This window comes from Pseudomonas sp. IT-P171 (genome assembly GCF_949767765.1).
GTDB lineage: Bacteria > Pseudomonadota > Gammaproteobacteria > Pseudomonadales > Pseudomonadaceae > Aquipseudomonas > Aquipseudomonas fluorescens_B.
In genome coordinates this window covers 16,825-30,421 of sequence record NZ_CATKQN010000022.1, presented here as the reverse complement: position 1 = coordinate 30,421, position 13,597 = coordinate 16,825, and the positions used below count along the sequence as shown (strand labels likewise).

At 60.9% G+C, this 13,597-nt stretch carries 10 protein-coding genes, 1 tRNA gene and 3 pseudogenes; 7 read left to right on the top strand and 7 right to left on the bottom strand.

The window, feature by feature from the left end:
* Nucleotides 1-13 precede the first annotated feature (13 nt).
* Complete coding sequence (gene ychF / locus ACM6I5_RS15160) at nucleotides 14-1,114, top strand: redox-regulated ATPase YchF (protein ID WP_017340760.1); 1,101 nt, start codon at nucleotides 14-16, stop codon at nucleotides 1,112-1,114.
* 134 nt (nucleotides 1,115-1,248) lie between these two features.
* Here ychF and ACM6I5_RS15155 read toward each other — a convergent pair whose 3' ends face one another.
* Nucleotides 1,249-2,466 carry an MFS transporter gene (locus tag ACM6I5_RS15155; protein WP_017340761.1) on the bottom strand — a complete coding sequence of 406 codons (1,218 nt, stop codon included), beginning with the start codon at nucleotides 2,464-2,466 and terminating at the stop codon, nucleotides 1,249-1,251.
* A gap of 186 nt (nucleotides 2,467-2,652) precedes the next feature.
* Between ACM6I5_RS15155 and ACM6I5_RS15150 the strand changes: the two are divergent.
* The 3 genes and pseudogenes from ACM6I5_RS15150 to ACM6I5_RS15140 all read left to right on the top strand — a co-directional run.
* Nucleotides 2,653-3,987 (top strand): annotated as a pseudogene (locus ACM6I5_RS15150) (hypothetical protein); the annotation flags it as partial.
* Nucleotides 3,985-4,848, top strand: coding sequence for a methyl-accepting chemotaxis protein (locus ACM6I5_RS15145; protein ID WP_414880579.1), 864 nt, complete (start codon nucleotides 3,985-3,987; stop codon nucleotides 4,846-4,848). The pseudogene ACM6I5_RS15150 and the gene ACM6I5_RS15145, both read left to right, overlap by 3 nt.
* Nucleotides 4,849-4,964: 116 nt before the next feature.
* Nucleotides 4,965-5,041, top strand: a tRNA-Met gene (locus ACM6I5_RS15140).
* A 99-nt stretch (nucleotides 5,042-5,140) separates the two neighbouring features.
* Here the strand turns inward: ACM6I5_RS15140 and ACM6I5_RS15135 are convergent.
* Nucleotides 5,141-6,244 carry a DUF2817 domain-containing protein gene (locus ACM6I5_RS15135; protein ID WP_414884167.1) on the bottom strand — a complete coding sequence of 368 codons (1,104 nt, stop codon included), beginning with the start codon at nucleotides 6,242-6,244 and terminating at the stop codon, nucleotides 5,141-5,143.
* A 151-nt stretch (nucleotides 6,245-6,395) separates the two neighbouring features.
* On the opposite strand from ACM6I5_RS15135, the gene ggt reads away from it, so the two are divergent.
* On the top strand, nucleotides 6,396-8,228 hold the full coding sequence (gene ggt / locus ACM6I5_RS15130; RefSeq protein WP_414884166.1) for a gamma-glutamyltransferase: 1,833 nt from the start codon (nucleotides 6,396-6,398) through the stop codon (nucleotides 8,226-8,228).
* 58 nt (nucleotides 8,229-8,286) lie between these two features.
* On the opposite strand, the gene ddlA is transcribed toward ggt, so the two are convergent.
* Both ddlA and ACM6I5_RS15120 read right to left on the bottom strand, forming a co-directional pair.
* Nucleotides 8,287-9,381 (bottom strand): D-alanine--D-alanine ligase, encoded by a 1,095-nt coding sequence (gene ddlA / locus ACM6I5_RS15125; RefSeq protein WP_414884165.1) that lies wholly within the window; start codon nucleotides 9,379-9,381, stop codon nucleotides 8,287-8,289.
* Nucleotides 9,382-9,391: 10 nt separating this feature from the next.
* On the bottom strand, nucleotides 9,392-10,033 hold the full coding sequence (locus ACM6I5_RS15120; RefSeq protein ID WP_414880518.1) for a LysE family translocator: 642 nt from the start codon (nucleotides 10,031-10,033) through the stop codon (nucleotides 9,392-9,394).
* A gap of 154 nt (nucleotides 10,034-10,187) precedes the next feature.
* Between ACM6I5_RS15120 and ACM6I5_RS15115 the strand changes: the two genes are divergently transcribed.
* Together ACM6I5_RS15115 and ACM6I5_RS15110 are read left to right on the top strand one after the other, a co-directional pair.
* Complete coding sequence (locus tag ACM6I5_RS15115) at nucleotides 10,188-10,997, top strand: AraC family transcriptional regulator (protein WP_031319120.1); 810 nt, start codon at nucleotides 10,188-10,190, stop codon at nucleotides 10,995-10,997.
* A gap of 76 nt (nucleotides 10,998-11,073) precedes the next feature.
* Nucleotides 11,074-11,442: a cupin domain-containing protein gene (locus ACM6I5_RS15110; RefSeq protein WP_017340768.1), complete on the top strand. Its 369-nt coding sequence runs from the start codon at nucleotides 11,074-11,076 to the stop codon at nucleotides 11,440-11,442.
* Between the two features lie 4 nt (nucleotides 11,443-11,446).
* Here the strand turns inward: ACM6I5_RS15110 and ACM6I5_RS15105 are convergent, their stop codons facing one another.
* The 3 genes and pseudogenes from ACM6I5_RS15105 to ACM6I5_RS15095 all read right to left on the bottom strand — a co-directional run.
* Complete coding sequence (locus tag ACM6I5_RS15105) at nucleotides 11,447-12,046, bottom strand: flavin reductase family protein (protein ID WP_414884164.1); 600 nt, start codon at nucleotides 12,044-12,046, stop codon at nucleotides 11,447-11,449.
* 155 nt (nucleotides 12,047-12,201) lie between these two features.
* A pseudogene (locus ACM6I5_RS15100) lies at nucleotides 12,202-12,636 on the bottom strand (methyl-accepting chemotaxis protein); the annotation flags it as partial.
* A 159-nt stretch (nucleotides 12,637-12,795) separates the two neighbouring features.
* Nucleotides 12,796-13,428 (bottom strand): annotated as a pseudogene (locus ACM6I5_RS15095) (PAS domain-containing protein); the annotation flags it as partial.
* Nucleotides 13,429-13,597 lie beyond the last annotated feature (169 nt).

Below are 13,597 nucleotides of genomic sequence, written 5' to 3'. Positions count from 1 at the left end.
GAGGGGAAACACCATGGGATTCAATTGCGGCATCGTCGGCCTGCCTAACGTCGGCAAGTCCACCCTGTTCAACGCCCTGACCAAATCCGGGATCGCGGCCGAGAACTTCCCCTTCTGCACCATCGAGCCGAACACCGGTATCGTGCCGATGCCGGATCCACGACTGGAAGCCCTGGCGGCCATCGTCAATCCAAAGCGCATCCTGCCGACCACCATGGAATTCGTCGACATCGCGGGCCTCGTTGCCGGCGCCTCGAAAGGTGAAGGCCTGGGCAACAAATTCCTCGCCAACATCCGTGAAACCGATGCCATCGCCCACGTGGTCCGCTGCTTCGAAGACGAGAACGTGATTCACGTCTCCAACAGCGTCGACCCGAAACGCGACATCGAGATCATCGACCTGGAACTGATCTTTGCCGACCTCGACAGCTGCGAAAAGCAACTGCAGAAAGTCGCCCGTAACGCCAAGGGCGGGGACAAGGACGCCGTTGTCCAGAAGGGCCTGCTGGAGCAGTTGATCGCTCACTTCACCCTCGGCAAACCTGCGCGCACCTTGATGAAGAACATGGCAGCCGACGACAAGGCGGTGATCCGTGGCTTCCACCTGCTGACCACCAAGCCGGTCATGTACATCGCCAACGTCGCTGAAGACGGTTTCGAGAACAACCCGCTGCTGGACATCGTCAAAGCCATCGCCGAAGAAGAAGGCGCCATGGTGGTTCCGGTCTGCAACAAGATCGAAGCCGAAATCGCCGAGCTGGAAGACGGCGAAGAAAAAGACATGTTCCTCGAAGCCCTGGGCCTGGAAGAACCTGGCCTTAACCGCGTGATCCGCGCCGGCTACGAAATGCTGCACCTGCAGACCTACTTCACCGCCGGTGTCGAAGAAGTCCGCGCCTGGACCGTCCGCGTCGGTGCCACCGCACCGCAAGCCGCCGGCGTGATCCACACCGACTTCGAAAAAGGCTTCATCCGCGCCGAAGTCATCGCCTACGACGACTTCATCCAGTACAAGGGCGAAGCCGGTGCCAAAGAAGCCGGCAAATGGCGTCTGGAAGGCAAGGACTACATCGTGAAAGACGGCGACGTGATGCACTTCCGCTTCAACGTCTGAATCATTCAGGACGGGACACCCGCCCAAGAAAAAGCCGCGTTTGATACGCGGCTTTTTTGCACCTGAAATAAATACCTGCCACACCATCAATCTTCTGAGCGAGCAGCTCGCTCCCTCAGGAGGATGCTGTCAGATCATGCCTTATTGGTTCTTGGCAGCAAGATTGCCAACACACCCAACAGCGGCAGGAACGAGCACAGGAAGTACACGTATTCGATACCGTGCACGTCCGCCAGGTGCCCCAGCAACGCCGCGCCAATCCCGCCGAAACCGAACATCAGCCCGAAGAACACCCCGGCGATCATCCCGACATTGCCCGGCACCAATTCCTGTGCATAAACCACAATGGCCGAGAATGCCGAAGCCAGGATGAAGCCGATCACCACGCTCAGAATGCTGGTCCAGAACAAGTCAACATGCGGCAGGATCAAGGTGAACGGCGCGACCCCAAGGATCGAAAACCAGATCACCGCCTTACGCCCGATCTTGTCGCCGATCGGTCCACCGAAGAACGTCCCCGCCGCCACCGCCCCCAGAAACAGGAATAAATGCAGCTGCGAACTGGCCACCGACAGGTCGAACTTCTCGATCAGGTAGAAGGTGAAGTAGCTGGTGAAGCTGGCCATGTAGAAGTACTTGGAGAACACCAGCAACCCGAGCACCACCAGCGCGCTGATGACCCGGCCCTTCGACAAGCCATGCGTCGCCGCCTGGCCTTGCTTGAGTTTGAACAGGCTCAGGTGATTGGCGTACCAGCGGCTGATCCGGTAAAGCACAAACAGCGCAAACACTGCGAACAAACCAAACCACGCCACATGGCCCTGACCGAACGGAATGATGATCGCCGCCGCCAGCAACGGGCCGAAAGCGGAGCCCGCGTTACCGCCGACCTGGAAAGTCGATTGCGCCAGGCCAAATCGCCCGCCCGACGCCAGCCGCGCCACGCGAGACGCTTCCGGGTGAAAGGTCGACGAGCCGATGCCGATCAACCCCGCCGCCAGCAGAATCAATGGAAAGGTGCCGACCACCGACATCATCAAAATGCCGATCAACGTGCACACCGTCCCGGCCGGCAGCAGCCAGGGTTTGGGGTGGCGATCGGTGTGGTACCCGACCCACGGCTGCAATAGCGAAGCGGTCAGCTGGAAGGTCAGGGTGATCAGGCCGACCTGGGTAAAGGTCAGGCCATAGTTGGCCTTGAGCATCGGATAGATCGAAGGCAGCACCGACTGAATCAGGTCGTTGATCAAATGCGCCAGCGCCACGGCGCCGATGATGCGCATGACCAGAGGGCTGCTTTGTGAAGTCGCGGATGCCGGCGTCGCGCCGGTCTGGGCATTGCTGATAGCCATGGGAAATTCCGTACAACAGATGGGTGCACACGGGCAGGTGGGTCAATGTGCCATTTTTCAGTGCAGCAGCGCCATCCCCTTAGCCAGCTAACGAACTAAATTCAGACGGTAATAGCGCAACGCCATGGTCTGAATCTTGCCTTGTTTATTCCCTTCAACGCGGCGCCCTTACAAAGGGCACCGAGAATGGGAAGTTTCGCTACAGAGTCGGCCTACAGAGCTGGCGAGGGTGAACTTTCGAGGCCTTTAAAACGGGCACATGTCGCGGTCGCTACGACCTCGACGCACGCGATTGGTGCGTGGTGTTCAGGGGAGTCATGGGGCATGCAGGCTTTTTTATCTCCGGGGATCGGGTTGCTGGGGCGTTTTGGCTTCGCCCGCAAGTTTCAGCTGTTGTTTCTGCTGTTTATCCTGCCACTCGCAGGCAGCCTGCTGATGATCGGCCAGGACTATCGCGCCAAACTCAACCTGATTTCCGGCGAGCGTGCCGGGGTCCGGCAACTGCTCGCGCTGGATGCGCTGGATAACCTGCTCGCCGCCCAGCGTGACCGCGCCGCGCGCTGGCGTGCCACCGAGACCAATCGCCAGCCGACACCGGCCACTCTTGCTGCGATGGCTGCGTTCGATGCGGTTCAGCCAGCGGTCGCCCAAGCCACCACGGACCTTGGCAACGCGTTGCAAACCGAAGGCGCCGTGGGCGAAACCCTGGCCCGCTATCAAGCCCTGCAGACAGCCCTCGATGGGCTCGACTCGAAAAGCCTGAGCAGCGTCGGCTGGTGGCCGGACGGTTACGATCGTTTCACCAATGCCTTGAGCGCTCTGCAGGCCTTGCGTGAACAGATCGCCATGGACAATCGTCTGACGCTGGCACCATGGCTGGAAACCTACCTGCTGACGCAGATTTCCACGCAACACGCGCCGGACCTGATTGAGCGCGTAGGCCGTCTGGCCAGCGTCGGCCAGGCGTCGGTGGTGTCCGGTCAGTTCACCCTGCAAAGCCGTCTGCAATTGCGCGATCTGCGCAGCCGCATCGGCGACGCCCGTGAGCAGCTGGCGAAAACCGCCACGCTTCTGGAAGCACGTCTGCCCAGTGCCTTGCAGACTTGGGCCGGTCAATACCATGACAGCCTCAAACACCTCGATGCCGAGCTGAAAGTCCTTGATGACGGCGTGTTTGGCGGCAGCATCAAACTCAAGCCCGAGGAGTTCGAGCGCAGCCTGGACAGCCTGCTCACCGACCTCGCTTCGCTGCGCCAGCAGTCGTTGGTCTCGCTGGATCAGCGTCTGGATTACTACCACGGCTCGGCGATCCGCCAGTTCATTGTGGTGGCGGCGATTTTTGGTTGCCTGTTGCTGGCCGCGCTGTACCTGTTTATCTGCTTGCAGGCCTCGATCCGTCGCAGCGCCAGCGGCATCACGCTGCTGGCCGAAGCCTTGCGCGACGGCAATCTGAGCCTGCAAGTGCCGGTTGAAGGCCGCGACGAACTGGCGGCGATCAGCACCGCGCTCAACGTCGCCGTGGTGCAACTGCGCAACAGCCTGCTGGGGGTCGATCACGAAACCCTGCAGCTGAGTAATGCGGTGCGCACGCTCAACCATCATTCCAGCGGTGCGCTGGGCGAAGTCGAAGCCCAACAATTGCAGATCAGTCAGATCGCGGCGGCGGCAACGCAATTGGCCGCCACCTCCCAAGGCGTCGCCCAGAGTTGCGAACAGGCTTCCGGCAGCGCCCAGCACACCCAGCGCATTGCTGCCGACAGCAGCCGTGACAGCCAACGTACCACCGCGAGCATTCAACAGCTCAACCAGCGTTTGAACGAAACGGCGGCGGCACTCGGACGGGTCAGCGAACAAGGTCAGCAGATCCAGTTGGTGGTCGACACCATTCGCGGGGTTGCCGAGCAGACCAACCTGTTGGCGCTCAACGCCGCCATCGAAGCCGCTCGAGCGGGTGAACAGGGTCGAGGCTTTGCGGTGGTCGCCGATGAAGTGCGCAGCCTGTCGCAACGCACCCAATCGTCCACCGCGCAGATCGCCGGCACCGTCGACAGTTTGCGTAGCACGGTGAATGAAGCCGTAAGCCTGATGGAAGCCGCGTGCGGCCAGGCGCAATCCGATGCGCAGTCGGTCACAGGGTTGGGCGAACGCCTCGGGGAAATCGCCCACGCGGTACAAGGCGTCACCGACACCCTGGCGCAAATTGCTACGGCGGTAGAAGAGCAAGCCAGCACCGCCGACGAAGTCAGCGGCAACATCCAACAAGTCGATCAGGCGGCGGTACGCCTGCTCGAAGGCGCGCGGGCGGTGAACCTGGCTGCAGACACCTTGAGCCAAGGCAGCAAAGCGCTGAGTGCCAATACCGGGAGATTTCAGCTCGGTTGACGCCCTCCCCTGACCCGATTTTGCGGGTCAGGTGGATAAGCGGTTGAAAGCGTAGAGAAATATTTTAGATTTACGCTTGACACATCTTCATTACGAGCCAATAATGCGCGCCACTTGGCTACATAGCTCAGTTGGTTAGAGCATAGCATTCATAATGCTGGGGTCCGGGGTTCAAGTCCCTGTGTAGCCACCAAGTACTAAAAACGGCTTACCGAAAGGTGGGCCGTTTTTTTATGCCTCGAGAAAAGTGCCCCGAAATCACAGAGGTGACTTCAGGCAACAAGAGCAAGCCTCAGGATCGCGCCAACGCGGACAATGCCCGCTCCCATATCTGCCACGTACGCAACCAGACCATCGCCTGCCAGTCGTTGTCGGCAGGATAGAACTGCTCCAGCAGATTCAGTTTGATTTCCCGCCCGACCGCATCACTCGGATTGCCGTGCAGATGCAGCCAATGGTCGTCGCGCAAATGACGATGAACCTCGGCTCCCGGATAAGTCCCGCATTCGATCACGAAGGGCATCAATCGCACCTGCGGCAGCGCGTCGATCAGCGCCTGCGAGGTGTAGCCGGTGGCCGTGGCCGCCACACCGGTTTCGCTCAGCGTGTCGGCGCCGGTCAGCAGCGTGTAGAGCCACGGTCCATAGATCGACTGCGCCTCCGGCAACGCTGGATAGGCGGACTCGGTAATGGTCAACAACATCGGATGGCCGTATTCCCCGGCGCCGGTGTGCAAGTCGAAGCACATCGCAACATCGGCATGGGCGACATGTTTTTGAAGGATCTGGTGCAATGTGCGGTTCGACCAGCTCGGCGCTCGTCCGCCGTAAAACAGACCGTCGGGATGACTGTGCTGGCCGCCCTCGACAATCGACATCACCGCCGGCCAGCCGTGTTCCTGGATCTGCTGATCAAGCAGTGCATCGGCGCGATCACGCTCCGGGCCTGTCAGCTCGGTGCAGGCATAGATTTCATGCAGCGCGGCGTAGGCCTGATTGTCCGGCAGCGGATGTTCGAAGTTCAGGTGATTGCGATTAAGGTCGATGTTGTCTTCGTTGACCCGGCGCAGCCACGCCGTGCCCCACGGATTGATCAGATGAACAAACACCACCGCGACATCGGCCGGCAATGAACGCTTGCCCAACTCCTGCAGCCACTTGATCTGACAGCCCGAGCCATAGAAGCCTTCGACCCCGTGAGTGCCACTCAGCGCTATCAGCAAGCGTTTGGAGGCCGGATCACCGAGCACCGCCACATCGGTGCTCAGAGGCTCCCCGAACGGTCCTTTGAGCGGGTGCGGATACTCGGTCAATGTCGCGCCGGCCGCCTTCGCGGCTGCCAGAAACTGTTCACGCTGAGCGCCATAGCTCGGCTGTGCGGGGAAGTCGGTCTGCATGTCTGCCTCTTGTTGATCTTCTGACTCGTCTAATGCCCTTGACCCTACAGAAATTCCGTCAATGGATGAAGGACAAAAACGGCCATGGTTTGCGTCACTGGCTGTCGGCCGATAAAGTCCCCTGACCTTTCCCACGGACGGAGTGCCCCGCGTGTTTACAGCCATTCACTGGAATCGCTATCGCCTGCCAGCCCTTTCGCTGATTGTCGGCGCATTAACCCTCGCGGCGTGTAACGTTCCGCCCGCGTCGAAGTTGCCGATCGCACCGGAAGCCGCCTCGGGTTATCGCGCCGACCTGCAGACCCGGCACGCCTCGAAGCATATGGCTGCGGCGGCGAATCCGCTCGCCGCCGAAGCCGGGCGAGCAATGCTGCGTCAGGGCGGTTCGGCGATTGATGCCGCTATTGCGATGCAAGCGGTGTTGACGCTGGTCGAACCGCAATCCTCGGGTATCGGCGGTGGTGCGTTTATCGTGCTATGGGACGGTAAAACCGTGCGCACCTACGACGGTCGAGAAACCGCGCCGGCCGGCGCCACCGAGAAGTTGTTCCTGCAAGCCGACGGCACACCGATGCCGTTCACTCAGGCCCAGATTGGCGGTCGTTCCGTGGGCACCCCCGGTGTGTTGCGAGCGCTGGAACTGGCCCATCGGAAACACGGGCGCCTGCCATGGGCGCAGTTGTTCGAACCGGCGATAAAACTCGCGGAGCAAGGTTTTCCCATCTCGCCACGCCTGCATCAGCTGATTGCTTCGGATTCGTCCATGCAGCGCTCGCCAGACATGATGGCGTATTTCCGGAATACCGATGGCAGCCCGAAAGCCGTCGGCACCCTACTGAAAAACCCGGCGCTGGCCGCTGCGTTCAAACGCATCGCCAAGGAAGGTCCTGATGCGTTGTATAAAGGCCCTATCGCGCAGGAAATCGTCGCCAAGGTTCAGGGCCACGCCAACCCCGGCAGCCTGTCGCTGAACGACCTCGACGGCTACTCCGCCAAGGAACGCGCGCCGCTGTGCTCCGATTACAAACGCTGGCAGGTCTGTGGCATGCCTCCACCGTCGTCGGGCGGAATCGCCGTGGCGCAGATCCTCGGCACCTTGCAGGCGCTGGAAACCCGCGATCCGCGTTATGCCCTGGCGCCACTGAAACCAGTCAAAAGCACCCGCTCCGCAGGCATCGAACCGGCCCCGGAAGCCGTGCACCTGATCTCCGAAGCCGAGCGTCTGGCCTATGCCGACCGCGCACTGTATGTCGCCGACAGCGATTTTGTGCCCGTCCCGGTCAAAGGCCTGGTGGACCCGACCTATCTGGCCAGCCGCGCCGCCCTCATCGGTGATCGCAGCATGGGCACGGCCAGGCCTGGCACGCCGCCGGGCATTCAGGTGGCCTACGCGCCGGACCGTTCGCCGCTGCGCATTTCCACCTCGCAAGTGGTGGCGGTCGATGACCTGGGCGGTGCGGTGTCGATGACCACCACGGTGGAATCCGCATTCGGCTCGCACCTGATGGTTCAAGGCTTTCTGCTCAACAACCAGATGACCGACTTCTCGTTCATCCCCGAAGAAAACGGGCAGAAAGTCGCCAACCGCGTCGAACCCGGCAAACGCCCACGCTCGTCCATGGCACCCACCCTGATCTTCGACCGCCAGAGCGGCGAATTCCTCGCCACCCTCGGCTCTCCTGGTGGCTCGCAGATCATTGAATACGTCGCCAAATCCACCGTCGGCCTGCTCGACTGGAACCTCGACCCGCAAACCGCCATCAACCTCCCCAACTTCGGCAGCCGCAACGGCCCGACCGAGCTGGAACAGGGGCAGTTCAGCGCGGAGCTGATTCAGGCGTTGAAGGACAAGGGGCATAGCGTGAGCGAGATCGACATGACCAGTGGCACTCAAGCGATTGTCCGGGTCAAGGATGCTCAGGGGAAAGCGTCGTTGGCGGGTGGGGCGGATCCACGACGCGAGGGGGAAGCGTTAGGGGATTGAGTCTTGCCATGGCATGGAAAAGGCTTACCGGGAGGTAAGCCTTTTAGTCCCGCGCAGCCTAGCGAGAAATCTTCAGCAACTGCCGCGCCTGGTGTTTCTCCAGCGCCAGCTCGATCAGGCGGCTGACCAGTTCGCTGTAGGTCATGCCGGCGGCCTGCCACAGCTTGGGGTACATGCTGATGCGGGTGAAACCGGGGAGCGAGTTGATCTCGTTGATCAGCACTTCGCCGCTGTCGGTCAGGAACACATCGACCCGCGCCAGACCGGAACAGCCCAACACCTGAAACGCCTTGACGGCCAGGGCTCGAATGCGCTCGCTGGCTTCGCGGCTGATGTCGGCCGGGACCACCACTTCAGCGGCCTGTGCGTCGATGTACTTGCTGTCGTAGGAATAGAACCCGCTGCGCACGACGATTTCGCCGCAACCGCTGGCGATGGCGTCTTCGTTGCCGAGCACCGCGCATTCGATTTCGCGGCCGCTGACGGCGGACTCGACCAGCACTTTCTCATCGAAACCCAGGGCCAGTTCGACTGCTGCCGTGTACTCGGCTTCGTCGTTGACCTTGCTCACGCCCACCGAAGAGCCCTGGTTCGCCGGTTTGACGAACAGCGGCAGGCCGAGCTTGCCCTGGACCTCGGCGAACCCGGTGCGCCTCGCTGTGGCGCGGGTCAAGGTCACGAACGGCGTGACGGCCAACCCGGCATCACGCAGCAGGCGTTTGCTGATGTCCTTGTCCATGCACACCGCCGACCCGAGCACATCGGAGCCGACAAACGGCAGATCGGCCATGCGCAGCAACCCTTGCAGGCAACCGTCTTCACCCAGGGTGCCGTGGACGATCGGGAAGATCACGTCGACGTGGCCCAGCAGCTCCTGACTTGAGGTTTCCAGCAGTTGCTGACTGGCCTTGCCCGGCACCACGGCAAGTTCGCGGTTGGACTGGTTGAGGGCGATCAGCGCCGGGTTTTCCTGGTTGAGCAGGAAATTCGACGGATCATTGAGGTGCCAGTGGCCCTGCTTGTCGATGCCGATCAGCACCGGTTCGAAGCGCGACCGGTCCAGCGCGTCGACGATGTTTTTCGCCGATTGCAGCGACACCTCGTGCTCCGCCGAACGGCCGCCAAAAATAATGCCTACCCGCAGTTTGCTCATTCAGGATTCCTCAACGATTGGCCACCAGATGCGCACCGAACAGCACGTAGCAACTGCCGGCAAAGCGATCTAGCCATTTACGCGAACGGTCGTAAGCCCCCGCCATCCGACGACTGGAAAACAGCAGCGCGACGCCGCTGTACCAACTGAAAGACAAGGTCGCCATGGTCAGCACGGCCAGCGCCAGTAACATCGGCGGCACGGACGCGGGCATGGCCGTCGCAAAGATGGTCGCGACGAACAAGGCGGATTTTGGGTTGGTCATGTTGCCCAGGAATCCTTGGCCATACACCGACAGTAACGTGCGCCCCGCTCCGTCAATCGAACCGGACTTGCCCGCCACCACGGGCGGTTTACGCCTGAACTGCTTCAAGCCCAGATAGATCAGATAACAGCCACCGGCAATCTTGAAGCTCAGGTAGAGCGTCGGCGCGGCACTGAACAACGACTTGATGCCCAGCCCGCCCGCCAGCCCCCACAGCACTGTGCCAGTGGCCACGCCCAGTGCGGCCACCACCCCGTGCCGTTTGGATTGGCTGGCGGCCAGTTGCGCGATGTTGAAAAAATTCGGCCCCGGCGTCACCACGGCAACCGTCCACAACAGCGCCAGCGACAACAACGGAGCGGCATAGCTCAGGTGGGAAGTTTCCATGATGCGGGTCGCCTTCTTGGCTTCAGAGAATGTGTCACACAGTGCAACATTTGCCTTCGATTTTCTACTCGTGCGCGGGCTTACATCGGCCAGAAGACAGACAACCGCTCACTGGGTTAACGTGACCGGCATCGAGTTCCAGGCAACGATCAGCATGACCAGGCACCCACCGCACAATGACTGGTTCCACCGCGCGCCCGATGTGGCGGGGCTGCAGCGCTTCGAGGCGTTTTTTGCCGGACATGGCTACGACTTGCACCGTCATGACACTTACGCCATCGGTCACACCCTCGCCGGCGTGCAGCGCTTTCAGTACCGCGGCGGTTGGCGCCACAGCCTGCCCGGTGGGACGATCGTGCTGCACCCGGACGAAATCCACGATGGCGAAGCCGGGACCGAGCTCGGATTCCAGTACCGGATGATGTACATAGAACCGGCACTTATCCAGCAGATGCTCGGCGGTCAGCCACTGCCGTTCATCAAGAACGGTTTGTCGACCGATCCATGCCTGTTCGCCGCCACCGAGGTTCTGCTGCGCAGCCTCGATACCCCCCTCGAACCGCTGGAAGCGCAAGACGCACTGTTCGATCTGGCGCAAGCCTTGAACAGCGCTGGCGGAGTCACTGCCAGGCATGCAAGCTTCGACTACAGGGCTGCGGAACGCGCGCGGGAATACATGCACAGCGCACTGGATCGCACCGTGACGCTGGAAGAACTGGCGCACCACAGCGGCCGGGATCGCTGGAGCCTGTCGCGAGATTTTCGCCTGTTGTTCGGCACCAGCCCTTACCGTTACTTGACCATGCGCCGCCTCGACCTGGTTCGTTCGCTGCTGATTCAGGGCCAGTCGCTGGTCAGCGCCGCGCTGATCGCCGGCTTCACCGATCAAAGCCACATGACCCGCCAGTTCAGCAAAACCTACGGTTTGTCGCCAGCGCGCTGGATGAAAATGCACCGCCGCTGAGCCACGCACAATCGTACAAGAAGCACGCTGCTGCGGTGGCTATCGTGGTTTCACGATCAACCACGAGAGCTGCTCCATGAAAGCCTACGAAAGCCTGAATTTCGCTGCAAAAATCTCCCGGATCGACGCGCACTGGACACCGCGGGTCATCGCCGAAATGAACGACTACCAGTTCAAGGTGGTGAAGCTGCTGGGGGATTTCATCTGGCATGACCACCTTGATACCGACGAAGCCTTCATCGTTCTCGAAGGCCAGTTGCGCATCGATTTTCGCGATGGCCACGTGCTGGTGAATGCCGGCGAAATGTATGTGGTGCCCAAGGGGGTCGAGCACAAACCGTTCGCTGGGCAGGAGGTGAAACTCCTGCTGATCGAACCCCGGGGCGTGCTGAACACCGGCAGCAATGGCGGCGAGCGCACGGCTGAAAATGACGTTTGGGTGTGACGTCTTACGGCTGTAGGGTTTTGCCGTCCACCGGATCACCGATTGTCAGGAAATGCCCGCCTGCCACGTGGTGCAAGGTGCGCAACGCATCGTACCCCTCGAAATGCCAGCGACCATCGCTGAATACGCGGTCGTCCGCCTGAGCGGCAATCACTTCGGCCAGGAACAGATCGTACTGTTGGTGATTGCCGGGCTCCGGCAGCAGCCGGCATTCCAGCCAGGCCACGCAACCTTCGAGCATCGGCGCATCAATCAGTTCGCCGCTGAAGGTCTGCAAGCCATAGGTCTGGAATTTGTCCCGGCCCTGGCCCTGAGTCAGCTCCAGGCCAGACGTCGAGCCAACGGTTTGCACGATATCGGCCTGGGCGGCGCAGGGTACGTTCAGCACGAATGTGCCCGACGCTTCCAGCAGTTGCCGGGTCCAGGTGGACTTGTCCAGCACCACGGCAATTTTCGGCGGTTCGAAATCCAGGGGCATGGCCCAGGCCGCCGCCATGATGTTGCGCTGCCCGTCATGGGCCGCGCTGACCAATACGGTCGGCCCATGATTGAGCAGGCGATAAGCCTTGGACAAGGGAACCGGGCGGCGGTGGGAAGCGCTCATGGCATCTGCTCCTGGGAAAAGAGCCGATTGTAGCGAACTCCCGAGATAGGGAGTTCGAGCAGTCGAAAAGATCGCAGCCTGCGCCAGCTCCTGCAGGGTGTACGTCATTCCAATGTTGGAGCAGCCGCAGGCTGCGATCTTTTAAAGGCTAACCATCAACTCGACAGCTGATTGGCGAACTGTCCGACCGCATTCACCACCTTCTGCGCGCCGTCCTGAATCTCGACAATGACCGTCCCCGCCTCTGCCGCCAGCGCCAGGCCTTGTTCGGCCTGGAGTTTGCCGTCGGTCATCAGGGACACGGCGTTACGCGCCATGTCCTGGTTCTGACGGACCACCAGGACAATTTCATCGGTGGCCTGGCTGGTGCGCGAAGCCAGTTGCCGGACCTCGTCCGCCACCACGGCAAAACCGCGGCCCTGTTCACCAGCCCGGGCGGCTTCAATGGCCGCGTTGAGCGCCAGCAGATTGGTCTGCTCGGCAATGCCACTGATGGTTTTGACGATGGTGCCGATCACCAGCGATTGCTCGTTCAAGGCCTCGATGCCTTCGCCGGCGGTTTGCATGTGCTTGGCCAGGTCGCGCATCACGTTCACCGCTTGCGTCACCACGGCGGTGCCGCGCTGGGCGCTTTGATCGGTATGCTGCGAGGTGCCGTAGGCAATGTTTGCCGCTTCAGCGACGGCCAGTTCCTGATTGACCTGATCGGTAATCACCGTGGCGAACTTCACCACTTTGTAGAGCTTGTTGTTGGCGTCGATCACCGGGTTGTAGGACGCCTCCAGCCAGACCGTACGCCCGTGGCTATCCACGCGCTTGAAGCGGCCGGCGACATATTCGCCGGCATTCAGGCGTCGCCAGAAGTCCTGATACTCGGCGCTGTTGTATTCCTGCGCATCACAGAAGGTACGGTGATGTTTGCCCTTGATCTGCGCCAGGCTGTAACCCATGCCGTTGAGGAACCGTTCATTGGCTGTGAGCACATTGCCCGCGAGGTCGAATTCGATCACCGCCGTCGAGCGCACCAACGCACCGATCAGGTTTTCGTGCTCACGGGAGGCCTCGATGGTGCGGGTCAGGTCACTGGAAAAAATCGAGAAATGCTTGATCCGCCCGTCCGAGGAACGCACCGGCTGCAGGATCGAGCGCAACCAGGCCTCCTGGCCATCGCCACGCAGCAGGCGCACCGCACCGGCGAAATGCTCGCCACGGGTCAGCGCAGCCTTGAAACGGTGGTGGAATTCATCGGACTTCACGTGGGGAGGCACAATGTCTTCGATCGGACGATCGATCAGGTCATGGCTCTTGTAGAGCATCTCGCTGAGAAAGTTCTGATTCACCGATTGAATTCGCCCATCGGGATCAAGGGTCAGGACCAGCATCTCGCTTTCCAGACTTTCCTTCACTTGCTGAAGGCTGGAGAGTTCTTCGCGAAGAGCCGACAACTCTTGCTTCAAGCGTTTGTTGAACATGGGAAAGCACCGATGGGCAGAGATAGAAAGCGGCATGCAGCCTAGCCATCGGCCTTGGGAATATTTTCTGAAGAGTGTT